This is a genomic window from Marinobacter sp. H13 (genome assembly GCF_059072335.1).
Map to the genome: position 1 here is coordinate 3731624 of NZ_JCACRU010000001.1, position 24904 is coordinate 3756527.

At 55.1% G+C, this 24904-nt stretch carries 26 protein-coding genes and 2 pseudogenes; 17 read left to right on the forward strand and 11 right to left on the reverse strand.

All coding sequences use genetic code 11. The features are described from left to right. The first annotated feature begins 135 nt into the window (after positions 1–135). The 6 genes from AC5JQH_RS17370 to AC5JQH_RS17395 all read left to right on the forward strand — a co-directional run bounded on the left by AC5JQH_RS17370 (position 136) and on the right by AC5JQH_RS17395 (position 5009). The gene (locus tag AC5JQH_RS17370) at positions 136–1068 is read left to right on the forward strand and encodes a DUF6492 family protein (protein WP_493805787.1); all 933 of its coding nucleotides are present in this window, start codon (positions 136–138) and stop codon (positions 1066–1068) included. Positions 1069–1112: 44 nt separating this feature from the next. Then, complete coding sequence (locus AC5JQH_RS17375) at positions 1113–1889, forward strand: glycosyltransferase family 2 protein (RefSeq protein WP_027951216.1); 777 nt, start codon at positions 1113–1115, stop codon at positions 1887–1889. Continuing rightward, positions 1886–2698: a glycosyltransferase family 2 protein gene (locus AC5JQH_RS17380; protein WP_333972939.1), complete on the forward strand. Its 813-nt coding sequence runs from the start codon at positions 1886–1888 to the stop codon at positions 2696–2698. The genes AC5JQH_RS17375 and AC5JQH_RS17380 overlap by 4 nt, the downstream gene beginning before the upstream one ends. Then, positions 2695–3684, forward strand: coding sequence for a glycosyltransferase (locus AC5JQH_RS17385; protein WP_105933634.1), 990 nt, complete (start codon positions 2695–2697; stop codon positions 3682–3684). The genes AC5JQH_RS17380 and AC5JQH_RS17385 overlap by 4 nt, the downstream gene beginning before the upstream one ends. A gap of 35 nt (positions 3685–3719) precedes the next feature. Next, positions 3720–3878 (forward strand): hypothetical protein, encoded by a 159-nt coding sequence (locus AC5JQH_RS17390; RefSeq protein WP_205622664.1) that lies wholly within the window; start codon positions 3720–3722, stop codon positions 3876–3878. 93 nt (positions 3879–3971) lie between these two features. Further along, positions 3972–5009 carry an IS110 family RNA-guided transposase gene (locus tag AC5JQH_RS17395; RefSeq protein WP_200205258.1) on the forward strand — a complete coding sequence of 346 codons (1038 nt, stop codon included), beginning with the start codon at positions 3972–3974 and terminating at the stop codon, positions 5007–5009. A 322-nt stretch (positions 5010–5331) separates the two neighbouring features. Here the strand turns inward: AC5JQH_RS17395 and AC5JQH_RS17400 are convergent, their stop codons facing one another. From AC5JQH_RS17400 to AC5JQH_RS17420, 5 genes are all read right to left on the reverse strand, one after another. Next, on the reverse strand, positions 5332–5601 hold the full coding sequence (locus AC5JQH_RS17400; protein WP_493792056.1) for a hypothetical protein: 270 nt from the start codon (positions 5599–5601) through the stop codon (positions 5332–5334). After that, entirely contained in the window at positions 5591–7225 is a 1635-nt protein-coding gene (gene tnpC / locus AC5JQH_RS17405; protein WP_493805788.1) for an IS66 family transposase, read from the reverse strand. The genes AC5JQH_RS17400 and tnpC overlap by 11 nt, the downstream gene beginning before the upstream one ends. Positions 7226–7253: 28 nt before the next feature. Next, positions 7254–7598 (reverse strand): IS66 family insertion sequence element accessory protein TnpB, encoded by a 345-nt coding sequence (gene tnpB, locus AC5JQH_RS17410; RefSeq protein WP_044630870.1) that lies wholly within the window; start codon positions 7596–7598, stop codon positions 7254–7256. Beyond that, on the reverse strand, positions 7595–7882 hold the full coding sequence (gene tnpA / locus AC5JQH_RS17415; protein ID WP_493792058.1) for an IS66 family insertion sequence element accessory protein TnpA: 288 nt from the start codon (positions 7880–7882) through the stop codon (positions 7595–7597). The genes tnpB and tnpA overlap by 4 nt, the downstream gene beginning before the upstream one ends. A gap of 378 nt (positions 7883–8260) precedes the next feature. Continuing rightward, entirely contained in the window at positions 8261–9298 is a 1038-nt protein-coding gene (locus AC5JQH_RS17420; RefSeq protein WP_200205258.1) for an IS110 family RNA-guided transposase, read from the reverse strand. Between the two features lie 93 nt (positions 9299–9391). On the opposite strand from AC5JQH_RS17420, the pseudogene AC5JQH_RS17425 reads away from it, so the two are divergent. Further along, positions 9392–9811: pseudogene (locus AC5JQH_RS17425) on the forward strand (IS21 family transposase); the annotation flags it as partial. A 300-nt stretch (positions 9812–10111) separates the two neighbouring features. On the opposite strand, the gene AC5JQH_RS17430 reads toward AC5JQH_RS17425, so the two are convergent. Then, on the reverse strand, positions 10112–11146 hold the full coding sequence (locus AC5JQH_RS17430) for an IS110 family RNA-guided transposase (protein ID WP_008172057.1): 1035 nt from the start codon (positions 11144–11146) through the stop codon (positions 10112–10114). Positions 11147–11221: 75 nt separating this feature from the next. On the opposite strand from AC5JQH_RS17430, the pseudogene AC5JQH_RS17435 reads away from it, so the two are divergent. The 3 genes and pseudogenes from AC5JQH_RS17435 to AC5JQH_RS17445 all read left to right on the forward strand — a co-directional run. After that, positions 11222–12088 (forward strand): annotated as a pseudogene (locus AC5JQH_RS17435) (Mu transposase domain-containing protein); the annotation flags it as partial. Between the two features lie 11 nt (positions 12089–12099). After that, positions 12100–12855, forward strand: coding sequence for an IS21-like element ISSpu5 family helper ATPase IstB (gene istB / locus AC5JQH_RS17440; RefSeq protein WP_493791982.1), 756 nt, complete (start codon positions 12100–12102; stop codon positions 12853–12855). A 229-nt stretch (positions 12856–13084) separates the two neighbouring features. After that, positions 13085–14197: an ADP-ribosylglycohydrolase family protein gene (locus AC5JQH_RS17445; protein WP_493805789.1), complete on the forward strand. Its 1113-nt coding sequence runs from the start codon at positions 13085–13087 to the stop codon at positions 14195–14197. Between the two features lie 9 nt (positions 14198–14206). On the opposite strand, the gene AC5JQH_RS17450 is transcribed toward AC5JQH_RS17445, so the two are convergent. Next, positions 14207–14332 (reverse strand): hypothetical protein, encoded by a 126-nt coding sequence (locus tag AC5JQH_RS17450; protein WP_493805790.1) that lies wholly within the window; start codon positions 14330–14332, stop codon positions 14207–14209. A 69-nt stretch (positions 14333–14401) separates the two neighbouring features. Between AC5JQH_RS17450 and AC5JQH_RS17455 the strand changes: the two genes are divergently transcribed. Further along, entirely contained in the window at positions 14402–15094 is a 693-nt protein-coding gene (locus AC5JQH_RS17455) for a hypothetical protein (RefSeq protein WP_493805791.1), read from the forward strand. Positions 15095–15132: 38 nt separating this feature from the next. Here AC5JQH_RS17455 and AC5JQH_RS17460 read toward each other — a convergent pair whose 3' ends face one another. Together AC5JQH_RS17460 and AC5JQH_RS17465 are read right to left on the reverse strand one after the other, a co-directional pair. Further along, the gene (locus AC5JQH_RS17460) at positions 15133–16881 is read right to left on the reverse strand and encodes a S8 family peptidase (protein ID WP_493791985.1); all 1749 of its coding nucleotides are present in this window, start codon (positions 16879–16881) and stop codon (positions 15133–15135) included. 18 nt (positions 16882–16899) lie between these two features. Then, positions 16900–17805: a hypothetical protein gene (locus AC5JQH_RS17465; RefSeq protein ID WP_493791986.1), complete on the reverse strand. Its 906-nt coding sequence runs from the start codon at positions 17803–17805 to the stop codon at positions 16900–16902. A gap of 267 nt (positions 17806–18072) precedes the next feature. Here AC5JQH_RS17465 and AC5JQH_RS17470 point away from each other — a divergent pair, with 267 nt between their 5' ends. Together AC5JQH_RS17470 and AC5JQH_RS17475 are read left to right on the forward strand one after the other, a co-directional pair. After that, the gene (locus AC5JQH_RS17470) at positions 18073–18666 is read left to right on the forward strand and encodes a 3'-5' exonuclease (protein WP_493805792.1); all 594 of its coding nucleotides are present in this window, start codon (positions 18073–18075) and stop codon (positions 18664–18666) included. Then, complete coding sequence (locus AC5JQH_RS17475) at positions 18663–19295, forward strand: metallophosphatase domain-containing protein (protein WP_493791988.1); 633 nt, start codon at positions 18663–18665, stop codon at positions 19293–19295. Before AC5JQH_RS17470 ends, AC5JQH_RS17475 begins: the two co-directional genes overlap by 4 nt. Before the next feature lie 184 nt (positions 19296–19479). On the opposite strand, the gene AC5JQH_RS17480 is transcribed toward AC5JQH_RS17475, so the two are convergent. Both AC5JQH_RS17480 and AC5JQH_RS17485 read right to left on the reverse strand, forming a co-directional pair. Next, a complete protein-coding gene (locus AC5JQH_RS17480; protein ID WP_493791989.1) occupies positions 19480–20253 on the reverse strand; it encodes a metallophosphoesterase family protein in 774 nt (257 codons plus the stop codon). A 34-nt stretch (positions 20254–20287) separates the two neighbouring features. Then, positions 20288–20449 carry an AbrB/MazE/SpoVT family DNA-binding domain-containing protein gene (locus tag AC5JQH_RS17485; protein WP_493791990.1) on the reverse strand — a complete coding sequence of 54 codons (162 nt, stop codon included), beginning with the start codon at positions 20447–20449 and terminating at the stop codon, positions 20288–20290. A 117-nt stretch (positions 20450–20566) separates the two neighbouring features. Between AC5JQH_RS17485 and AC5JQH_RS17490 the strand changes: the two genes are divergently transcribed. From AC5JQH_RS17490 to AC5JQH_RS17505, 4 genes are all read left to right on the forward strand, one after another. Further along, positions 20567–21649 (forward strand): IS630 family transposase, encoded by a 1083-nt coding sequence (locus tag AC5JQH_RS17490; protein ID WP_493805711.1) that lies wholly within the window; start codon positions 20567–20569, stop codon positions 21647–21649. Positions 21650–21981: 332 nt separating this feature from the next. Continuing rightward, positions 21982–22965, forward strand: coding sequence for a TRAP transporter substrate-binding protein (locus AC5JQH_RS17495; RefSeq protein WP_104270328.1), 984 nt, complete (start codon positions 21982–21984; stop codon positions 22963–22965). Between the two features lie 15 nt (positions 22966–22980). After that, positions 22981–23526 carry a TRAP transporter small permease gene (locus tag AC5JQH_RS17500; protein ID WP_273094797.1) on the forward strand — a complete coding sequence of 182 codons (546 nt, stop codon included), beginning with the start codon at positions 22981–22983 and terminating at the stop codon, positions 23524–23526. After that, positions 23523–24782, forward strand: coding sequence for a TRAP transporter large permease (locus tag AC5JQH_RS17505; RefSeq protein WP_104270330.1), 1260 nt, complete (start codon positions 23523–23525; stop codon positions 24780–24782). Before AC5JQH_RS17500 ends, AC5JQH_RS17505 begins: the two co-directional genes overlap by 4 nt. Positions 24783–24904: the final 122 nt, after the last annotated feature.

Sequence of the window (24904 nt, forward strand, 5' to 3'; positions counted from 1 at the left end):
GCGCACTTGTTATAAAAGTCGTAGCATTCAGGAAAACCAGATTTTTCAACAGCCTGTTAGGGTAGGCTACGCCGCCTTTCACTGTGACACAAAATTATCCCTGGATAGGGCCGGTGTGATTATAGAGGAGTTTTTATGGCGATTAGCGCCGTTTTGCCCCTGAAAGCCAGTGGCAGTTATGATGTCAACGACTTAAAGCGGGCGCACATTCTTTTTACGTCGCTCAGCACTTTTTTGCCGGCGGGGTTGATTAGCGAATTGTTTGTTGTCGTGCCCGGGTATGAAGTGGAATTGGTCAGACATGAATATGCCTGTTGGCAAGGGTTAAATATAATCGTCATTTCTGAAGACGAGTTGCTGCCGGAGCTGAAAAAATACCCTAAGATGCGCGGCTGGCGTAAGCAGCAATTGGTCAAAATAGCGATTGCAAATAAAGTGTCTAATAAGTTCTATCTGACATTGGATGCCGATGTGGTCTGCTTAAAGCCGTTAACAGAATTATTGTTACTACCCGAGGGCAAGGCGTTGTTGCAGTATGAGCCAAGGGCACAGCATCCGAAATGGTGGCGTTCGTCTGCCCGGCTGTTAGGTATCAGTGCAAATATCGGCCCGAAAGGAGTAGGTATGACAGTGACACCGGCGTTGATGGCAAAAACCATCAGCCAACAGTTGATGCAGGATTTAAAACCAAAAAACAGACAGTTAACTTGGGCTGACAGGTTGTGCTCATTACACAACCCTACAGACCCACGCAACTGGTGGCTGGGCCGTTACCTGCAGCTAAAGTGGACCGAATATTCGCTATATTATCTGTGTGCGCTAAAGCATCAGCTGTTAGAGCAGTTTCATGTGATTGCAGGCACCAGTAAAGTGCCGCAGCTCATGTTGATACACGACTCTCACCCCTATGAGCAGTGGCAGGTGGCGGATAGCTTCGCAGCCGACAATCCGGGGTTATTCTGTGTGGTGGGCAGTAAAACACGCTTGCCGCCAAAGCAGGTATTTGAGCGGTTGTTGGCATTTATTCAGCGGCAACCTGATGCGAGAGTACTGGCGCTTTTCGATTAAGGCGTCAATGAAGCAGCGTAGTGTGATACTTGGACAAAATAGCCATGAGAACGAGAAAAATTTCCTGTTTTGTGATTGTCTGTAATGAAGAAGATCGGATAGAGCGTTGTTTGCAATCGCTTTCTGGTTGGGTAGATCAGCTAATCGTATTGGACTCGGGCAGTAAGGATAATACTGTAGCTATAGCACAACAGTATGCAGACAAGGTTTATCAGACTGACTGGCCGGGCTTTGGCCCTCAACGTAATCGCGCTTTAACCTGGTGTGAGCATGATTGGGTATTAAACATCGATGCTGACGAAGTCATGACTGATGCCCTTAAAGCAGAAATTGATGCTGTCTTGTCTGAACCAGATTTGCAGGAAAATTTATTTAAAATGCCTTGGCATACTTACTTTTTTGGTAAGTTGCTGAAGCATGGTCGTTATTCCTCGCCGCAGGGTAAATTATTTTTAAAGACCGGTGTGAGTTTTAAGAACCGCCAAGTGCATGAAACGCTGCTTATTCCAAATGAGAAAAGTCGTACGCTTAAGTCTGCCATTATTCACCACAGTTGGCGCAGTTATCATCATGCACAGGAAAAACACCTGAAATATGCCTGTTTACTGGCTGAAGAAAAATATGCCAAAGGAAAAAGGAGTAGCCTGGCGTTTGCAGTGCTACGTTTTTTTACCGACTTCTTGCAGCAATATTTGTTACATCTTGGTTTTTTAGACGGGTGGAGAGGCTTTTTGATGGCCATTATTTTGGGGCAATACGGTTTTAATAAATACGCTGCACTGGTTACTTTACAGGCTGAGCATAAGGCAAAACAGCAATGACAAAGTCTGCTGAAAAATTACCCATAAGTGCCTTTCTGGTGACATGTAATGAGGCAGCGCACATAGCATCCGTTTTGGATGCTTTGCAGGACTTTGCCGAAATTATTCTGGTTGATTCGGGCAGTACAGATGGCACTCAGGAAATAGCCAGGGCAAAAGGTGCTAAAGTAGTTCATCAGGACTGGCTGGGATTTGCTAAGCAAAAAAACTTTGCCATGTCATTGTGCCAGTATGATTGGGTAATTAATGTTGATGGCGACGAAATACTTTCATCTGAGGTGATAACACATATTCGGAAACTGTACGAACAGAGCGAAGACATTGCCATGCGCTTGTACTTTGAGGATGTTTTTTGGGGCGAGCCCATGTCGCCGTATTCAGGCAAACGTTCTATAGTCCGCGTGTTCCGGCGAAGTCAGGCGCAGTACCCACTTGATCGAAAAGTTCATGAAAATCTGGTGTTGGCAAAAGGGGTATCGACTGTCAAAGTGCAGGGGCTGGTTACGCATTTTGGTTACGGAACCACAGAGTTACTGATGCAAAAAAAGAATAAGTACTCTTCGCTCAAAGCGCTTGAAAAGTTTGAAAAACGTAAAAGACCATCTCTGATTAAACTCTGCTTTATTTTCCCTCTTACCTTTGTCAAATCCTATGTTCTGCAAAGAATGTTTCTGTCTGGTAAGCGGGGGCTTGTGCATGCGCATATTGAAGCTATGTATGCTTTTCTAAAAGAGGCAAAATTGTTTGAATACCAACAGCTTGCCGGTAAACAACATGCCGATGCTCTGCAGAGAGGACGATTAAAATGAAAATTCTGCACGTACTGCAAAGTAAATTGTCTTTGCCTGCTCGAGATTACGGTGGAACTGAGCGTATTGTCTGGGGCTTATTAACTGCGCAACAGGCGTCTGGTCACGAGGTACGTTTGTTGTGGGGGGACGCTCCAGACTTACCAAAGAATGCTGCTCGGTATGATGCGACAAAGTCTATGCGTGAGCAGATAGGCGGCTGGCCCGATATAGTGCATTTTCACCAGCCCTTTGATGGTGAGTTAGATGTGCCTTATATTAGTACTGAGCATGGTAATGCAGAACATGCCCGTAGCTATGGCCAAAATACAGTGTTTTTAAGTGCACGCCACGCTAACAACCACAATGCGGAGTGTTTCATACACAACGGTCTGGACTGGACCGAATATGGCCAGCCGCATTTAGGTAAACCACAGAATTATTTCCATTTTCTGGGCAAGGCCAAATGGCCGATAAAAAACCTCAGTGGCGCAGTGGCTGTGTCAAAGCAAGCGGGTGTCAAGTTACAGATATTAGGTGGTGTCCGATTTAGCCTCAGTAGCAGAGGCTTTTATTTCCATCCTGATTGGCATTTACGTTTTAACGGCATGGTGGGGGGCGCAGTTAAAAACAAGTTGGTGCGTAATTCACGGGGGCTGTTATTTCCGGTCCGCTGGCACGAGCCTTTTGGTCTTGCCATTATTGAGTCTTTATATTTGGGAGCTCCTGTTTTTGCAACGCCGTATGGTGCAATTCCTGAAATCATCACCCAGCCAGAGCTTGGCTTTCTGTCGTCAAGTTACAGTGAGCTTGCATCGGTGATGCAAGACAGTAGCAAGTATGATCGCGAAGCCTGTCATCACTACGCTAAAACCCGATTTAATAACCTGACGATGGCTGCGGCTTATCAGCAGTGCTATCTAAAAGTTATTAGTGGTGGTGTGTTGAATAGCAAGAAGCCTTATGCGGAGCATCGCTGGCATGAGCTATTACCTGTTACTAATTGATGGGGCTGACGTACTTTGTTGTGTTGTAAACACCCATGATTAAAGTATTGTATTCAACAGCGTTGCTGCTGCTCACGCCTGTATTGCTGTTATATTTCCTGCTGCGTTCGCGTAAAGACCCGGCCTACCGTAAGCGTTTCAGTGAGCGGCTGGCGTTGCAGCCGGTGCCTACGCAAGCTGTAGGCGGCATGTAAGCAATGGGATGGACTCCTCCTCACCTCACCGGCATCTACGTGGCAAAATGGTGAGTGATTAGCCAACCATCATGAAGATGAGGAGAAGCCCAAGTGAACATTATCCGTGTCGGTGTTGATATTGCCAAATCAGTTTTCCACGTGCACGGCGTAGACCGTCACGGCCAAACTCGATGGCAAGGCAAGTATTCTCGCAGCAAGTGGCTTGATGCCCTCAGCCGAAAAGTACCGGCCGGCGCCGAGATTGGTATGGAAGCCTGCGCGTCATCACACCACTGGGCTCGGGAACTCCAGAAGCGGGGGTATCATGTTCGGTTGATTGCCGCCCAATTTGTCAAACCTTACGTCAAGAGCAACAAGAACGACCGAGTAGACGCGGAGGCAATCTGCGAAGCCATGAGTCGCCCGAACATGCGATTTGTCGCTCCAAAGACGGTCGCTCAGCAGGATATTCAGGCTGCACATCGGATCCGGGAAGAGCTTGTGGGGCAGCGCACGGCCAAGGCCAACCAGATCCGGGGTTTAGTGGGCGAGTACGGTATTGTAGCGCCAGTGGGCATCCAGCAGCTGCGCCGGGCCTTACCAGGCTGGCTTGAAGATGCTGAGAGCGAGCTTACCGATAGTTTCCGCATTCTGCTCAATGGGTTGGCCGAGGACCTCCGGCATCTTGATGATCGCATCACAGCCCTTGATGACCGGATCACTGAGAGTGTCAGGCAGGATCCTGTAGCAAAGCGCTTAATGACATTACGCGGCGTGGGGCCGCTCACAGCCAGTGCCTTGGCAGGTGCCCTGGGCGACGGGAAGGCCTTCCGCAAAGGACGAGACTTTGCCGCTTCTCTTGGATTGACACCTCGACAGCACAGCACCGGGGGACGGGATCGTCTGTTAGGGATCAGCAAGCGCGGCGACAGTTACCTGCGCAAGCTGCTCGTTCACGGAGCACGGGCCGTGTTGCGTCATGTTGAGAGCAAAGACGACGGACTGAGTCATTGGCTCAAAGCCCTTGCCGCCCGGAAGCATGTCAATGTGGCAACGGTGGCATTGGCCAACAAAACAGCCCGTATTGCCTGGGCGCTGGTACACAACGAGGAAGCCTATAACGAAGGGCTCTCAGCGGCAGGAGTTTGAGTGGGTAGCTGCAAGGCTGAGTGTGCCAGGGTAACAACCGGCAACTTTTCAGGAGACGTCCAACACCACGATTGCATGGCATTTTGATTGATGGCGAACAGGTCGAACCGGCGCTGGGAAACCCCTAATGAACGTGGAGCCTTGAGCTCGTGTAAGCGATTGGGAACCAGTGCGCGGATAGCCCATCAGGGTCCGATGCCTACAGGGACGGCATCATTAAAGAGACCGAATACACGTAGGCAGTCGTACCTTAGTCGCGATCAGACAAAGTGCTTGCAATAGAGGAGGAGTCCATACACGTTCATTCCACGACGTAGTTGACCTACTTCACGTCACGGAGGGGCCTTAATAACTCCGGCGAGACCTTGTACTGCTTCCTGCCATCCTCACCCAGCACGATCACACTCTTGCGGTTGATCTTGGTGACGATCCCCAACACCGGTCCTTCCCGGCCTTCGAAGGTCACTTTCAGCCCCACCCGCAACTGGCTCAACGCTTGCAGGTTTTCCTGATCTTGCAGTTCATCGATGCGTTGACAGATATACCGGTTCAGTTCCAGTAACTGATCGATGCTGAGATCTTCAATGCGCATGGAAGGGGGCCTCCGGCTCTCTGTTCTGGCGGTCAGGATGGCGTGGATCGATCAGGGATCTCAGTGGCTTATCCGCGAACCGCAGCTTCCAGAGTCTTGGCGTCAGGTCTGCCACTTCTTTGGCTGGATGCAGGCTGATGCGTTGCAGCACGTCCACCAGGTAAGTGTAGGGGTTAATATCGTGCAGCTTGCAGGTGCTGATCAGACTCTGGATGATCCCCAGGTGTTCTGCGCCCAGTTCGGTCCAGCAGAACATCCAGTTTTTCTTGCCCATGGGGATGGGGCGCAGGGCCCGTTCCAGATGGTTGGTGTCCGGCTGCACGTCCGGGTTCTCCAGGAACACCGTCAGGCTGACTTCCCGACTGAGCACGTAGTTCAGAGCCCTGGTCAGCGGATCGCTGGGCACCAGACCGCCTTGCTCCAGTTGATCCCGGCACCACTGGAAGAAGTCGCTGACCACCGGCTTGGAGTGATCCAGGCGGTACTGGCGTTTCTTCTCGCCGGTCAGCCCTTGAGCTTTGATGGTCTCTTCATTCTGGTAGAGCTTGGCGATCCGTTGCAGGGCCTCGGTGACGGTCTCCGGGTGATCCTTTTGAGCCTCGATAAAGTAACGGCGACTGTGCACCCAACATTGGGCGTGGGTGACGTTCTCCTGGGCAGCGGCATAGCGGGCATAGGCCGCGTAGCCATCACTGATCAGGGTGCCGCTGAACTGATCGTTCAGAACCTCCTCGATGTGCAGTCGGCCCCGACTGTTCGAGTAGGTGAACACCACTTCGTCGGCATCGCCGTACAGCGGCCAGAACCAGCCGGATTTCATCTTGCCTTTTTGCGGGCCTGCCCGGCCCTGGTGGCCAGCCTTGATGGGCGTTTCGTCCATGGCCAGCACCCGACTGCGCAATACGTTATCGGTCTGGGCAGCCACGATGGGCCGAAGCAGGTCGATGGCGCGCTTGACCAGATGGGTCAGGGTGCTGCGACTAACGGTAATACCGGCTTGCTGGATGCGCTGGTGTTGACGATACAGCGGCAGGTGGAACTGGAACTTATCCACCAGCAGCCCGGCCAGCAGGCTGACGTCGGCCAGGCTGTTGTCCAGTACGTTGAACGGCGCTGGCGTCGTCACAGGTTTTGAGTCAGTGCCCTTACGACGGAACACCGGGCGCTCACACTTGAGCACCACATAGCTGGAGGCGCGCTGGGCCAGGCGATAAGTCGTTTTAGTGCCAATGATGTCGTACTGGTCGGCGTCCGGACCGGTCAGCTCCGGTGGCAGGTGTTCAATGACTTCCACCGGCACCCCGGCAGTAAAGCGCAGGCCAGTGTCGTTCAGACAATCGTCGTCCCGCTGCTTCTTGCCGGTGCCGCGCTGGTAAGCCTTAATAGTGCGTTTTTCTTCATCGGTAGGCTGTTCCGGTCGCGGTGCCTCCTCTGGCTGGAACAAGCTGTCCTGCCCGGGCAGATCGACCACCTGCTTCTCGGATTTGGGGCCGAACAGCTGCTTCTTGAACCAGTCCAACTGGCGCTGCAGGATCTGGACCTGCTCCCGCAACAGTGCATTCTCCTCGGCCAGAGCCGAGGAGGAAAGTGTACCGGGAGAAGAAGCTGAAGCCGTTGAATTCATGGCCGATATTATACCGGAACTCTGTCTTCTATACCCCTCGAAAACGCTTGAACTGGCGGTATTTCTGCACCTCAATGCCGTCAATCAGCAGCTGCAAATCCGTCAGGGTCAGGGTTCGCTGACCGGAGGCGGATAACGGCACCCGGAACTGGCCCTGCTCCAGGCGCTTGGCCCACAGACAGTAACCGGTGGCGGTAAAGTAGAGCATCTTCATCTGGGTCTTGCGGCGATTAACGAAGACGAAATACTGGCCGCTGAGCGGATCGTGCTTTAACTGATTCCGGACCAGGGCGCTCAGGCCCCGGAACGATTTGCGCATGTCGGTAGGCTCGGTGCACAGCCAGATGCGCGCCTGGCTATCGAGCCCGATCATCCGTTCTGGCTCAGCCGCAGTTCGACGCCGTTGCCCAGGCTCAGCACAATGTTCCAGCCTGGGCCGGACTGCGCTGCACCCATCAGAGAGGACAGGCCCAGAAAACCGGCTTCGCCGGAATCCGCTGAGTCACCGGCCGCCTGATCGGACAGGCGCTTGCGCCAGTTACAGAAACTGGCGTAGCCGATGTTCTCTTGTTTGCAGAACTTCGAAGCTGACAGACCACTGTCACGCTGCTGATTGACCAGAGCCTGCCACTGTTCGGGTGTGCGGTGCTTTCTCATAGGGGTAACCTCGTGTTGGAAAGTGTGAGGTTACTGTAGGGCGATTTTCAGCAGGGTGGCAGAACGTCGTGGAATGAACGTGTATGGACTCCTCCTCTATTGCAAGCACTTTGTCTGATCGCGACTAAGGTACGACTGCCTACGTGTATTCGGTCTCTTTAATGATGCCGTCCCTGTAGGCATCGGACCCTGATGGGCTATCCGCGCACTGGTTCCCAATCGCTTACACGAGCTCAAGGCTCCACGTTCATTAGGGGTTTCCCAGCGCCGGTTCGACCTGTTCGCCATCAATCAAAATGCCATGCAATCGTGGTGTTGGACGTCTCCTGAAAAGTTGCCGGTTGTTACCCTGGCACACTCAGCCTTGCAGCTACCCACTCAAACTCCTGCCGCTGAGAGCCCTTCGTTATAGGCTTCCTCGTTGTGTACCAGCGCCCAGGCAATACGGGCTGTTTTGTTGGCCAATGCCACCGTTGCCACATTGACATGCTTCCGGGCGGCAAGGGCTTTGAGCCAATGACTCAGTCCGTCGTCTTTGCTCTCAACATGACGCAACACGGCCCGTGCTCCGTGAACGAGCAGCTTGCGCAGGTAACTGTCGCCGCGCTTGCTGATCCCTAACAGACGATCCCGTCCCCCGGTGCTGTGCTGTCGAGGTGTCAATCCAAGAGAAGCGGCAAAGTCTCGTCCTTTGCGGAAGGCCTTCCCGTCGCCCAGGGCACCTGCCAAGGCACTGGCTGTGAGCGGCCCCACGCCGCGTAATGTCATTAAGCGCTTTGCTACAGGATCCTGCCTGACACTCTCAGTGATCCGGTCATCAAGGGCTGTGATGCGATCATCAAGATGCCGGAGGTCCTCGGCCAACCCATTGAGCAGAATGCGGAAACTATCGGTAAGCTCGCTCTCAGCATCTTCAAGCCAGCCTGGTAAGGCCCGGCGCAGCTGCTGGATGCCCACTGGCGCTACAATACCGTACTCGCCCACTAAACCCCGGATCTGGTTGGCCTTGGCCGTGCGCTGCCCCACAAGCTCTTCCCGGATCCGATGTGCAGCCTGAATATCCTGCTGAGCGACCGTCTTTGGAGCGACAAATCGCATGTTCGGGCGACTCATGGCTTCGCAGATTGCCTCCGCGTCTACTCGGTCGTTCTTGTTGCTCTTGACGTAAGGTTTGACAAATTGGGCGGCAATCAACCGAACATGATACCCCCGCTTCTGGAGTTCCCGAGCCCAGTGGTGTGATGACGCGCAGGCTTCCATACCAATCTCGGCGCCGGCCGGTACTTTTCGGCTGAGGGCATCAAGCCACTTGCTGCGAGAATACTTGCCTTGCCATCGAGTTTGGCCGTGACGGTCTACGCCGTGCACGTGGAAAACTGATTTGGCAATATCAACACCGACACGGATAATGTTCACTTGGGCTTCTCCTCATCTTCATGATGGTTGGCTAATCACTCACCATTTTGCCACGTAGATGCCGGTGAGGTGAGGAGGAGTCCATCCCATTGCTTACGGGGCAAGAACGTCACCCTGTTCCTGCTCTGGCAGGAGTACCGGGAAGCCAATCCGGATGGCTACCAGTACAGCTGGTTCTGCGAGCACTACCGGGCCTGGCAGGGCAAGCTGGATCTGGTGATGCGTCAGGACCACCGAGCCGGTGAAAAGCTGTTCGTGGACTATGCTGGGCACACGGTGCCCGTCATTGACCGCACCACCGGTGAGATCCATGAGGCGCAAGTCTTTGTGGCGGTGATGGGTGCGTCCAATTACACCTACGCCGAGGCCACCTGGAGCCAGACCCTGCCGGACTGGATCGGCTCCCACATCCGAGCCTTCGAGTTCCTGGGCGGCGTGCCGGAACTGGTGGTTCCGGATAACCTCCGTTCCGGCGTCAGCAAGGCCCATCGCTACGAGCCGGACCTCAATCCGTATATGGTCTCCTCCCCGTTTGCAAGGTCTCAGCACTCAATGTCAGGGACAGGTTTGCGCCCGTATATCCGGCCTGTTTGATGAGGCGGCTTTGTCGCCTCTGGCCTTGATGGAAGATCCGCGCCTGCCGTCCTTATCGACCTAACGGCCTCTGGGGCCCTTGGATTAGTCAGGTTTTCGGCAGGCCGGTCTGACCTGTTATGCCATCGATTGCTGTGACCCTCGCAACCTGCGGGAAGGGTAACCGCTTTACTTTCCGACGTCGCGTCGGTGATTTAGCTCAGTCAATCCCTGACTTATTCATACCGCCAGCCGTTGCTCCGATGGCTGGTAGTGCTCGCCTCGGGCGATAATCACCCAGGCAATGCGAACCAACTTGTTGGCCAATGCGACGGTTGCCTTGTTGAACCCTCGCTCTGCCTTGAGTCGCTGGATCCATCGGCTGAGGCGGTCCATTTTCCCGTCCGCACGGGCAACCACCGCTCTCGCCCCGTGAACCAGTTGGGCGCGTACGTACGGGTCGCCTCGCTTGCTGATTCCCAGTAAGACGTCTTTGCCCCCGGTGCTGTTCTGACGGGGGATCAGGCCCAGCGCTGCGCCAGCGTCTCGGCCTCGCCGGAATTGGCGGCCATCACCCATCCAGCCCTTCAGCAGACTGGCGACGACTTCACCAACGCCCGGTATCGCTTGCAGGCGCCGACAGGTCTCATCCTGTCTCGATCTCTGCTTTACTTGTTGGTCGTACCAGGCCAGTTCCTGCTCTACTTCCAGAAAACGCTGATACTGGCGGTGCAACAACTGCCGGGCCCGCTCGCTCAACCCGTTGTCAGCGTCTTCCAGTGCCAGTGGCAGCTCCCGGCGCAGCGCCGCTATTCCCTGGGGCATGATCACACCGTACTCGGCCAGCAATCCTCGAAGCTGATTGCTGATTCGTACCCGATCCTTGCTCACGCCCTGGCGCAGCTTGTGCAGCATCTGATCATCCTGCTGCTCGACCTCTTTGATCGGCACCGGGCGAATTCGCCCATGTTCACTGGCCTCCGCAATGGCCTGAGCATCGTTGTAATCGTTTTTCTGACCTCGAAGATAGCCCTTCACATGTTGAGGCGGTAACAACTCAACCTGATGCCCTAACGCTCGTATCTGGCGAGCCCAATAGTGCGAGCTCCCACACGCCTCAAGAGCGACTGTGCAAGGCTCCAAACGCACCAACTGCTCCAGCAACTGCTTGCGGCGCACTTTGCGCTTCCACCCGCTGTGACCTTTAGGGCCCAGCCCAAAAAGGACAAACGTGTTCTTTGCGAGATCAATGCCAACCGTTGTAACCTTACTCATGGTCTCCTCCCACTCGTTTCTGATAGGAAAATTCTCCTTCCCTATCCTGGCGCATTGCGACGCCGATTAGGAGGGGAGGAGACCATCTCATCGACCTATCAGGATATGGCTGGCCATTATGGCGTGGCCGTTGTCCCTACACGGGTTCGCAAGCCCCGTGACAAGGCCAAGGTGGAAGGTGGCGTATTGATCGTTGAGCGCTGGATCCTGGCGGCCCTGCGCCATCGTCAGCACTTCTCCCTGGGGCAGCTCAACGCCACCATCCGTGAGCTGTTGGAGAAGCTCAATAGCCGCCCCTTCCGCAAGTTGCCCGGGTGCCGGCTTGATCACTTCAAACAGCTGGACCAGCCGGTTCTACAACCGCTACCCGCCGAGCCGTATGTCTACGCCGAGTGGAAAAAAGCCCGGGTACACATCGACTACCACGTGGCCATCGATGGGCACTACTACTCGGTGCCCTACACCCTGATCAAGAAAGAGGTGGAGGTCCGGATCACCCACAACACCATCGAATGCTTCCACCGGGGCAACCGGATCGCCAGCCACCGGCGTTCGGATCAGAAGGGTCGGCATAGCACCATCGCCGCTCACATGCCGGAGTCCCATCGCCAAGCCGGCGAGTGGACCCCAGAGCGACTGACCGCCTGGGCAGCCAAGACTGGACCGGCAACTGAAAAGCTTATCCGTACCGCGCTGGGGGCAAGAAAGCATCCGCAACAGGCCTATCGGTCCTGTCTGGGCATTCTCCGGCTGGGCCAGAGCTACGGCGAGGCACGATTAGAACGTGCCTGCCAACGCGCCCTGATGCTGGGCAGCTGCCGATACAAGAGCATCGAATCCATCCTCAAGCATCGCCTGGATGAGCAGCCCCTGGAAGAGCAACAAGAACTGGCCTTACCCGACACACACGACAACATCCGTGGCCCCGCCTACTACCACTGAAGGAACCTGACATGCTGAAACATCCCACGCTGGATAAGCTCCACGCCCTCAAACTGACCGGCATGGCCGCCGCCCTGGCGGATCAATCGGCCACCCCCGACATTACCGACCTGAGCTTCGAGGAGCGCCTTGGCCTGCTGGTCGACCGGGAAATGACGGAACGGGACAACCGACGCATGAGCAGCCGCCTGCGCCGGGCCAAGCTGCGACACGCCGCCATCCTCGAAGACATTGATTACCGGAACTCACGGGGCCTGGATAAAGGGCTTGTCCAGAGTCTGGCCAGCTGCCAGTGGGTGAAGGAACACCTGAACGTGCTCATCACCGGCCCGACTGGCGTCGGGAAAACCTGGTTGGCCTGTGCTCTGGCACACAAGGCCTGCCGGGAGGGTTACACCGCCCAGTACGTCCGCCTGACCCGGCTGCTACGAGAGCTGACCATCGCCAAGGGCGATGGCCAATACTCAAAGCTCCTGACCAGCCTGGCCAAGGTCGACGTGCTGATCCTGGATGACTGGGGGCTGATGAAGCTGAGCGCGGAGAACCGGCGGGACTTGCTGGAGGTGCTGGAAGACCGACATGGCCGGCGCTCCACCATCGCCACTAGCCAATTACCCATCGAGGAATGGCACGGCATCATCGGTGACGCCACTCTGGCAGATGCCATCCTGGACCGGCTCGTACACAACGCCTACAAGATCAATCTGCGGGGCGAATCCATGCGAAAACAGCAGGCAAAGTTGACGGGCACTGAGACTTCGAAGTAAGAAGAGAAACCCCGCGTCGCTACGCTCCGATGGGTGGCAGCCTTGCTCCGGTCCGGGTGGCAGGCTTCACGTGGAATGGGTGGCAACCTTCAGCGGTTTACGCAGGCAGTGTTTGTTTTCGGATTGCTCATCCGCGGGCCACGCATGGGCATGGTGAATACAGAGAGGAAGTTATAGCGAGAGTTAAGCGCTCTCTCGAGAATGCTTTACCAACGCAGGATGCAGCAAGATGATGGATCAATCGCAAAGGTCACCTCTTATCGACTGTGATGCGAGCATGCGTGACCACTACATAGCCTGCCTCCTCGGCGGCGCCATAGGCGATGCCCTCGGTGCCGCCGTGGAGTTCATGTCCCGCGCTGAAATCCTGAGCCGCTTTGGCCCTGCCGGCATAACCGACTACGCCCCGGCCTACGGTGGCAAAGGCAAGATAACCGATGACACCCAAATGACCCTGTTCACCGCAGATGGTCTGTTGCGGGGGCGAATGCGGGGAGTCAGTAAAGGCATTGTAGGTTTCGACCACACAGTTGCCATTGCCTATCTGCGCTGGTTGGCAACACAGGGCCACGAGTGTCGTGCGGTAACCGCAGAGAAAGACGGCTGGTTGTTTCAGCAGCCAGAGTTGCACAGCCAGCGAGCACCGGGCATGACGTGTTTGAGTGCGCTGCGGGATTACCCGGGTGTTCCAGAGACCGCCGGCAATGACAGTAAGGGGTGTGGCGGGGTAATGCGGGTGGCTCCGGTAGGGCTTTACTGGCGCACCTTCAACGGTAACTCCGGTTTGGAAAGGGCATTTGAAGATGGGTGTATGTGCGCCGGCCTCACCCACGGCCATCCCAGCGGTTATCTGACCGGTGGCGTGTTGGCCATTTTGATCTTTGAGTTATTGAACGACAAAACTCTGCTGGATGCCCTGGGTGCCGCCAAGACATTACTGGTTACAGAACGCGGTCACGAGGAGACGTTGGCGGCTCTGGATAAGGCGGTTGAACTGAGCCAGTCCGGTATGCCACACCATATCGCTATCCAGGAACTCGGCGAAGGCTGGGTCGCAGAGGAAGCACTGGCGATTTCTGTCTATTGCGCCCTGGTAGCTGAAAGTTTCGAACAGGGCATTGTGCTGGCAGTGAATCACGATGGGGATTCAGACTCCACGGGGGCTATCACCGGGAATATGCTTGGCGCCATGCTTGGCACCGGGGTGATTCCGCAGCGGTGGCTGGAGCCGTTGGAGCTTCGGGACGTTATTGAGGCCGTTGCGTCCGATTTGTGGACGTGCCAGGAGTGGCATTCTTATATGGAGGATGACGGGCTTTGGGAGCGCTATCCCGGGTATTGAGGCGGCCACTTAGCCTTTGAGCTTTCGTGTGGCCCAAGCCTCTAGCTTATCTGCCTTCCAGTAACCGATGAGCCCTATCGTCAATAAGGCCAGCACAAACCCACCGTAACCTACCAAAGCTGCAAGCATGTTCATGATTATGGCTCCCTGAGAGTCAGCTGGTATTATGCTAACTCTTTAATTGGTATGGGGCTACAGGACTGAATGGCAATAAATTTCTACGAGAAAGGCCAGCTCTCCTCAGGTTTTTGTGGCTGGAGAGTGGTTGCCACCATTCGTGGCAAACGCTATCAGAAGTATTTTTCACTGAACCGCCCGAGTAAACGCATCCCCGAAGAGGTCTGGTTTCGCTACCAGGAAACCCGTGCCAGATACTATGAGGCCCGGTGGCAAGCACGTTCCGCTGCGGTTCAGTATCGGGATTTCATTTCTAAGAATCATTATTCTACGCTGCCACACCGAGGTGTAGGTTTTCAGGGGATCACACTCGGCATTGGGCGTGGTAATCGCTGCAAGCATGATCAGTGTTATTTCTCTGTGAACCTGCGGGGCAGGGCGGCGAAGGTATTTATTACCGAAGACCGGCCTCTGACGGCGGCATGGCACCATGCCGTGGATGTGTGGGGCAAAGGGTTTGAGATACGCCCGAAAGATATCGCTGCAAAACGGAAATTGGTTCCGGCCCCAGATCAGTTCAAAGCACTGCGCAAGCAGATGAATGAAAACGAAGGGGTCGACTTTTCGGCATCGGTGCTGCACTACGTATACCAAGAGCAGCGTGAGGCGATTGAGAAGCAGAAAGTTGCCAAGGTGTTTGATAAGCCAGCAACCCAGGATGAGTTGCTGTCATTTTCTGCGAATTTACAGCGGGAGATTGAGGCTTACCGGAGGTCCTGAGATAGCGAGGCTCCGGTGAGCCTTCCGTTATTGCCTCTTTACAGCCGACTGGCCACAATTCGGCCTTCACAGGCCGCAGGAGTGACCAGTGAGGCCGGATCAACGGCCCGGATGGTGTCTTTCTGGTTGCAGCCAAGGCCGGTGGTGGTGTCGCACTGGGCGATGCCGTAGTCATAGGCGCTGGTGTCCAGAGTGGCGCCAAGCTCGATGATGCCGCGATTCTGACTAGCATCCAGTTGGTCGATGATGGTGGCGCTTGGGTCAGCCGGAGTCAGCGGCGAGCCTTTGGCTACCCGGAACAGGCTGATCGGTGTGGATTCATTGTCCGGGTTCAGGTCACGACCATCCACTTCGGTCAGGTTGCACAGGTTGTCGCTGATTGTGCCGGTATCGGCCACATACTGAACTGCCTTCGGGTGTAGCAGGGCCGCTGCAAAGCGCTCGCGCTCACCGGTCAGGGCATGGTTCACCGGAACCTGGGCCCGGGGAATGCCGGCTTCGTCCATCAGTTTCATCAGGTCCAGTACGCCACCGCCGATGCCGTAGTGCGTGGTTTCAACGGTCAGTGGGTTGCCGGAGTGTTGTAGTGCGCGCTCAAAGTCAGCGGGTGTCATGTTGGGGCGATCCCGCTTAACGGCAGCAATCGCGCCTGCTACGAGCGGCGATGCCATAGAGGTTCCGGTACCGATTGAGATGCGGTCATTCTCGGCCAGCATACGTACCCACTCTCCTGTGGCCGCAATATCAACAACGGATCCTGTATTGGAGCCTTCGTTCCACTCCAAATCTTCCCACAGTTCGCCGTCGTGGTTCGTTGCTGCGACCGTGATAACGCCATCACAGTTTGCCGGGTTGATGTCATCGGCGTTAGTCAACTCGTTGCCTGCTGACACAACAACGGTAATGTTTCGGCTGATTGCCTCGTTGATAGCCTCTTGAACCATGACTGGGCAAGCGCCTTCTCCGCCAAGCGAAATGTTGATGACCTCTACTGGCTCAATTGGGTGGGTGCCGTTGCTGCTGCTCCCGTAGCCGGTTAGCCAAAGAATTCCCTCTGCGATCTCTGAGCTAAAGGCGTTTCCGGTGCAGTTGGCCACCCGTCCTGCGACAACCTCTGTATTGGGTGCTACGCCTGCAATCCCGATGTAGTTGTTGGTTTTTGCAGCGGCAATGCTTGTGACGCCTGCACCGTGAGTGCTAACAAAATCGCGTCCGTCACAGATTCCGGAGTCACCATTTTGAAAGGCGGGACCGTATGGGATCGATGGCGTCTCCCATGTAACAAAGTTGTAGCCCTCCTGGTACTCAATATCGTTGGATACCTCGAAACCTCCGTCCAGTACACCGATGCGCATAGTGCGATCAGACTGGATGCGCTGAAGCCCCTCAATGAGTCGCATTTTTGTGCCGGAGGCATCCTTAAAGATTCGTTGTTCGGCGTAGCCTTCATCGTTGTAGTAACGGTCAAGGTCGATCTCTGTGCTGGAAGACTGCTGAGTGTGCATCTTGGTGTCCTTTTCTACGATCAGCACATCCGGATCTTCCAGCAGCTCCTTGATGGTCTCTTCCGCCTCGCTGGCTTTGACTTCAACCCGCTCCCACGGCCAGCCTTCGGCTTTCAAGCTTTCCCGCTTAATCATCAGGTATACCGTATCGGCCTTCTGGTTGACCTTCGGGGTGCCGCTCATGGCAAGGGTGGTGGTCTCTGCAGGTAGAGCCTGAGCGCCGGTTGCGGTGGCAAACAGGGCGGTCGGGATGGCGGTACGCAGTGTGTTGTTGGTTTTCATGATCGTGTCTCCCGGCGCTTAGCGTTGTGTTTGGGTGGTCAGGGGCAGGGCAGCGTTCAGCCAGTCGTATTCGGCATTGAATACCCATTCGCCGTTGTCGTTGTATGCCCCGAGGTCTGGACTGGTAAACCGGGTGTAGCGTCCCAGCGTTTCGTCATAGGTGAAGGTCAGGGTTTCCGGGAGGTCAACGCCCAGGGCGACCAGCGTTGTCTCAACGGCGGCCAGTACGGTTGTGCCGGTCTCATTGATTGCCTGAATATCGGTGTCCATTTGTGCCAGATGCTCAGCCAGTTCCGCTTCGGTGGCGGTGCCGTTCTGATAATCCTTGATGGCCTGGGCCAGTTGGCTTTGGCTTTCGGTCAGGCTGGCGCCTGCTTGGGTGATGGTCTGCTCAATCTCAGTGTTCGTCATATCTTTCAGGGTGGCATCGACCGCGCCAGTCAGGTATTCGATTTCAAGCGCGATCTGCGCCAGACGCTGTTCGTCGGTCAGGGCGAGGCTTTCAGCGGACACCTGTGTGATCTGTTCGGCTTGCTCAAGCGAAGCCCGTGCACTGGTGTTCTCGGCGCTCACGCTCACGATGTATTCGATGGTGGTGTTGCCATCTTTGGTGGTCACCTTGAACCGGGCATCACCTTCGTTTTGAAGCTCTGCTACCGAAATGTTCAGGGTGCCGTCTTCGGTGGTGTCTGCTGTGATGGCTTCGGTGCCACGAATTCGGGTGGTGGAAACCGGTGTGCCGCGCAGGGCTTGAGTTACCTGCTGGTTTTCGCTGGTGGTTATACTCAGGGTTTCGGAAATAGGCTTCGGCGCTTCGGTCTTTGGCGGGGTAGTGCTGTTGTCGCTACCACCACCTCCTCCGCATCCTGAGAGAATTGACGCGATAAATACGACGGTCGAACAACGAACTGAAACTTTTCTCATTCCTTGACTCCATGTTGGCGCATAGTGGCCTAAATACTAGCGTGCAAACATGGGTAGTAGAATATTACATATAGGTCTTATAGCCCTTGGGCAAAAAGGACTTACCCTAACTCTTTTCTCATCATTGACCTGTGAAGAACCGGTGGCGCAGCTTTGCGGGCGTTGGTAGCATGGCCTTGTGCGGTTCATCTATATGATGCGTTGGGTGGTAGGCTTAAAGTCTACATGTTGTGTTTGGGTGTTGGAGAAACAGGGCTGGAACAATCAATGTTGCTGATTGTGGACCTAGAGGCAACTTGCTGGGAGATGCAGCGGGCACCCAATGGTGATTCTCAGAGTATCCACAACATGGAGATCATTGAAGTCGGGTGTGCCCTCGCCACTCGGAAGGGAAACCTGCTGGATGCCCACTCGTTTCTGGTCAGGCCAACCCGGAATCCTGTGCTGAGCGACTTCTGCACGGAGCTGACCGGGATCACCCAGTCGATGGTGGATGCCGCGCCCACACTCCCCGAGGCGATTGAGGCCATGAATGCCTGGCTGGGTGATCTACCGGACGACTTCATCTGGTGCAGCAGGGGCAACTACGACCGCCTGCACCTGGAAGCCCAAAGCCAGCTGGATGGTGCTTGGCCGGTCATCCTGGCTCGCCCGCACCTGAATTTGAAACGTATCTGGCGACGCACCACGGGGCAGAAGAGAAAGAATGGATTTGCCCACGCGCTAGCTTTTCACGGATTGGACTTTGAGGGCCATCACCATCGTGGTGTGGACGATGCGCGAAATATGGCCCGAGTCCTCCCGTATATGGATTGGTCTTTGGAACCCGAGTTGCTGACGCCACCGGAGGTGCCAGTATGAAACTGGTTTGTATTTCCGACACCCACAGCCTGCACCATCGCATACCGGATATTCCAGATGGAGATGTATTGATCCATGCTGGTGACTGCCTGGGCCAGGGCACGCTGGAGAACATCGAAGAGCTCAATGACTGGCTCGGAACGCTGCCGCATCGGTATAAGATTGTGATTGCCGGCAATCACGACTGGGCTTTCCAGGAAACGCCGGAACTAGCCCGTCAGGCACTGACCAACGCCATTTACCTGGAAGACAGCGGCGTGGAGATTGAGGGTATTCGGTTCTGGGGTTCACCCTGGACGCCCACCTTTATGGATTGGGCGTTTATGCTGGAGCGTGGTCAGCAGTTGCACAAGAAATGGCAGCTTATACCGGGCGATACCGATGTGCTCATTACCCACGGCCCACCCAAAGGTATCGGCGATGAGGCAAACCTTGGATTCAAATGCCAGAATGTTGGCTGCATTGACTTGCTTGACCGAATCCAGCAACTCTCACTCAAAGCGCACATTTTTGGCCATATCCACGAAGGCTATGGGGAGTACCAGCGAGGGCAAACGAGGTTGATTAACGCCAGTACTTGTACTTCTCGGTATGAGCCGCGGAATGCACCGATTGTGATAGAAGTTTGAAGCGGTCAAATTTGACCGGGGGAGTCGAAATGACAGCAGAAGAGCTGATAACGCAACTACAAAAGTTGCCGCCGGAGACGCCAGTGCTGGTCGAGGGCTACGAAACCGGATTTGATGATATTGTCGAGCTCATCCCCGAACAGGTAGTCCGGTACCGGCATGCTCCGGAGTGGGATGGCGAATATCAGGCGCTAGACAGATTCTCCAATTCAGAAACCGGAGTGCGGCAAGCCGCGGTGATCCGGGGTTGCAGAGGCTCTCGAAGGTAAAATGATGAAGGATAAGAAATCGTACAGCTTGAGTGACCTGGTGGCACAGTGTGACCCCGACGCGCCGCCCGTTCCGGGTCGGTTGGGCCTTGATGGAGTAGCAGGATATCCGGGACTTGATCGGTCACCGACTCCAGTGCGGCCAGAAAATCGTCCTCGGTTCGCCGTTGATTGCGATTCGGATTGCCCACGATACCGCTGACGCCACCGACGTTCAGGTTGCCCAACACCCCAACCACCTCGCCATCCAGGACGGTGGTGTTGTCTGGAAGCGCCTCGGGGTACTCTATCTGGTCGTGGTTCCCCAGAACGCCGACGACCTCCGGTGTGATCGCAGAAAACGCCTGAAACACCTCGTCCACCGGCCCAGTACCGCCGCGTTTTCGGCATTCGGGATAGTCGTACAGGTCACCGCACAGAAACACCGCGTCGGGCGCCGGAATGACGCCTTCCCGAGACAGTGCCAAAAGTGCTTCAGCAACAGGCACGCCGAGCAGCCAATTCTGACCGCCGGCTTCTCGCCCCTGGAGATCGGAGGTCAACACAAGGCTCTTCACATGACTCGGAAGGCCGGTGGCATAGGCTCGGTAAAACGGAAGGCGATTATGCAGCGGCGCACCGGCTGGGCCGCTGGTGCGGTGTGGCAGGCTGAAAAACGGTTCCGGGTCGATCCGTGTGATGCTTGGCATGGAAGGCCTCTACCTTTCCGCGATGATGATATCGTTACTTATCACGCTCATCCGGTGCCGGTGGCTCGCGGTCTTCCATAAAATCGTCACTGACGCCATCAGAGTCGAAATACTCGTCCCAAACCGAATCGGTAGGCCGATCATAGCGTTTGACGGAACCCTTGAGGCGTTCCAGCGGAGTGAGCTCCTGAGGCAACGGGTCGGCTAGCTCATCGGCATGGGCGGTGTGGGCATCTAGTGTTCCGTCTGTTTAATTCGCTGATCAATATTTGTTATAATAGGAACCGTCGATCAGCAATAAAAGGTTCCCATTGTGCCCAAACCCGCAGCGCCGTTTAATTTGACTGTAAACGACCAGTTGGAACTCGAAAGTTGGTGCCGAGCTAATACCCTGAGTCAGCACCTGGCGCAACGCGCCAAGATACTTTTGTTACTGAACGAAGGCGAGACACCAAAAGGGATCTCGGAGTCTCTTCAGGTTAGCACTCAAACGGTCTTCAAGTGGCGCAAACGCTACAGTGAGAGCGGTCTTGAGGGGCTTCATGATGCACCGCGACCTGGCCAGCCTCGAAAACTGGATGGTAAAACCGTCAAGAAAATTTTAGACGACACGGTTCATAAAGTTCCGAAAGAGGCCACACACTGGAGCATCAGTCTCATGGCAGAGCATGCCGGGGTAACGCGCTGGCAAGTACATCAGATCTGGAAAGCAGCCGATTTGAAGCCGCACCGGCTCAGAACGTTCAAGATCAGCAACGATCCCCACTTCGCTGAAAAAGTGTGCGATGTTGTCGGGCTCTATATGAATCCTCCGGACAATGCACTGGTTCTGTCTGTTGACGAAAAGACCCAGATTCAGGCTCTTGATCGGACCCAGCCGAAATTGCAGCTTCGCCCGGGACAAGTTGAGCGACAGACACATGATTACAAGCGTCATGGCACAACCAGCCTGTACGCTGCATTCAATACGCTGACGGGTCAAGTGATCGGACGAATCACTCAGCGCCACCGGGCCAAGGAGTTTTTAGACTTCTTGCGACAGATCGACCGGGAAACGCCGAAGGATCTGGATCTGCATTTGATCCTGGATAACAGCTCGACTCACAAGACGCTGGAAGTCAAAGCCTGGCTGGCCGAGCACCCTCGGTTCAAGCTGCACTTCACGCCCACGAGTGCGTCGTGGCTGAACGCGGTTGAGGGTTGGTTTGGCCAACTGGAGCGACGAGCCCTTTACCGAGGTATTTTCACCAGCGTCGGCGAATTAAAGTCTGCGATTAAAAAGTTCATCAAGGTTCACAACGAAAAACTGGCAAAGCCGTTCCGTTGGCATAAAAGCGCAGAATCTATTATGACGTCAGTGGCTCGGGCGAAGCTGAGTTTGATTGACAATAAATGAGCGAATTAACCGAACGGCACACTAGCTTCCACCGCGCCATTTCTGTAGAATCCTAGATCATACGTAGATTTATGGCAATTTTGATAATTCTGGCACAAAAAAAGTGGGTCAAAATTATCGGCCTCATAACCGTCGTTGGTTCGAATCCAGCCCCCGCTACCATAGTCTAGAAAGGCAGATCAGTTTCGTACTGGTCTGCCTTTTTTGTTGCGATATTGAGAACTTGTTTAGCCATATCGCCCGTCCAAAACTCCGTCGTTCTAGGGTATGCTTCGGGACTGAGTTTCCGAAACCATCGTTTGATGACTAAAACAACAGAAATGGAGCCTCCGATGAGTTCAATGAAACGCCTGCTTGCCGCGTTTGCATCCTTTGCAGTTATGTCTAGTGCCGCCGTTGAGGCCCGCGATTTTCGCCTCGGCTTGATAACGCCACCGCCCCACATCTGGACCAAGGCGGCCAACGAGTTTGGGCAGGATCTGAATGAACAGTCCGGGGGAGAGCATTCGGTAACGGTTTTCCCGGCCAGGCAGCTGGGTAACGAGGCGCAGATGGTTCAGCAGCTGCAAACGGGCGCACTGGATATGGCGTTCCTGACCATTGCTGAAGTTTCCAACCGGGTGCCGGATTTCGGCGCGCTATATGCGCCTTATCTGGTCGACAACATTGACCAGGCCGCGGAATTGTTGCGCTCCGAGGAAGCGAACAAACTTCTGGACCAACTGCCGGCCAACGTTGGCCTGGTAGGTGTAGGCTATGCCATGGCTGGAATGCGCCAGGTGCTCAGCCGGGATGAGGTTTCTGGTCCTGTCGATCTTGAGGGCAAGAAGCTACGCATTACCCCGTTCGAGCCCATCCGGGATTTCTACAACGCCATCGGCGCGGCACCCACGCCGTTGCCACTGCCTGCGGTGTATGACGCGCTGGCGAATGGCCAGGTCGACGCCATCGACATGGATTTCGACTCCATCCTGGTGCTCAAGTTTTACGAGCGCGCCGACCACCTGCTGATTTCCAACCACATGATGTTCCCCATGGTGGGCGTGGTATCTGGCAAGGTCTGGCGTGACCTGGGCAACGAAGACAGACAGCTCATCCAGGAAACCATGAAAGCTCACCTGAATGCCGTAATGGACAAGTTTGTGGCCCAGGAGAAGGATCAGGAACAGCAGCTCAGAGAGCTGGATATCACCGTGAAAAAAGCAAACCGCAGTGAATTCGCTGACGCCATTTCCGCCTGGGAAGACATCTGGGCTGAGAAAGCCCCGTCTCTTGGCATCCTGCGCAACGTCGCCGAGGACATCAAGGCCCAATAATCCGGGCGACGCACCATGCTTAAAGCTGTTTCGGATTTTGTCGCACGCATTGAAGCTGTCATCGCCGCATCGCTTGCCGGTGCGGTGACCCTGCTGATCCTATTGAATATTATTACCCGGTCTGCCGGTTACGCCATCTATTGGGTGGATGAACTGGCGATTTACTGCATGATCTGGATGACCTTCTTTGCGACATCCGTGCTGCTAAAACGTCGGGAAAGCGTTGCTGTCAATCTGCTGACCGAGTATGTAAAAGGTAGCACCCGAACGGTACTGGCGAAATTCAGTGACCTGATGGTGCTTCTGTTTGGCGGTATTCTGGCCTGGCTCAGCTGGCGCTGGTACGACCCGTTCACGTTGTATCAGGTGGGGTTCGACCTGCAAAACTTTCAGGCGGAAACCTTCAACTTCATGTACGCGGAAAACACCAGCACCCTTGGCATCAAAAAGTTCTGGGTGTGGATGATTCTGCCCATTCTGTCGATCACTTTGACCCTTCATGGTTTAGCCAATCTTCTCAGTTCCGAGACTGCTCCCGAACAGAGCGTGGGTATGACATGACTGCGGTTGTCTTCGCCGTTTTGTTGTTTCTTGCGGTGCCGATCTCACTGGTCCTGGCGCTGACGGCGCTCTGGTATATCTACGATTCGGGTAATACCGTGCTGCTAGATTCCTACCTGCAACAGCTATTCGGCGCCATCCAGAGCTATGGACTGTTGGCGATACCCCTGTTCATGCTTGCCGGCGAATTGATGAATGAAGGTGGCCTTACCAGCCGGCTGGTGAACCTGGCGCGCATCCTGGTGGGCGGGTTTCGCGGAGGCATGGCTTACATCAACCTGGTGGCCAACATGATGATGGCGGCCATTATGGGCTCTGCTGCCTCACAGATCGCCATGATGTCCCGCGCCATGGTGCCTGCCATGGAGAAGGACGGTTACGAAAAGCCTTATGCCGCCGCCATAACCGCTGCCGGGGGATTGCTCTCGCCCATTATCCCGCCGTCCATGCTGTTCGTGCTGTTTGGCGTACTGGCCCAGGTTCCGATTGCGGATATGTTCATCGCCGGCATCATTCCGGGGCTGGTCATGTCTTTTCTGTTCTTTATCGCGATCAGCCTGCTCGGCCTCAGATATGAGTACCCGAAAGGCAGCTGGCCAACGCGACAGCAGGCCAAGCATTATTTCCTGATGGGCATTCCGGCGGCGCTTATTCCGCTGATCATCATCGGCGGTATCCTCACCGGGCTGGCCACTCCCACAGAGTCAGCCGCGCTGGCCTCACTGGGTGCTCTGGTGATTGGAAAATACGTCTACCGAGACCTCAAGTACAAAAACCTTTTTGGCGTTCTGAAAAGGACCGCCTTCAATTCCGGCATGGTCATCATGCTGATTGCTGCCGCGGGTGTATTCGGCTGGGTGATCATCTTCGAAAAAATTCCCCAAAGTGCGGCCAGCTGGATCGCCGCACAAACCACAGACCCATTCATGTTTCTGATGCTGGTCGTGGGTATCCTGCTGCTGGTGGGCATGGTGATCGATGGCATTGCCGCACTGATATTGGTCGTGCCGATCCTCATGCCCATAGCGGAAGCCCAGTTTGGCATTAGCGCCTACCAGTTCGGCGTGGTGGTGTGCCTGACGCTGGTTCTTGGCCTGCTTACACCACCGGTTGGTGCGGGCCTTTATATTTCTTCCGCCATGACCGGCGCATCCCCGATGGCTATTTTCCGGGCTTTGCTTCCGTTCCTTCTGGCAACCATTCTGACGCTGGTGCTGATCAGTTGGGAAGAGGGGTTGGTGCTGGCGTTGTTGTAGGGAACACCTGATTTGCAAAGAGACACGCTCTGTCACTTGAATATGGTCTCCTCTCATTTCAAGGTAGGGGGTCTGCCGTGGGTGTCTTTTGTTTGGGACTACCCCTTTAGAGCGAGTTGCTT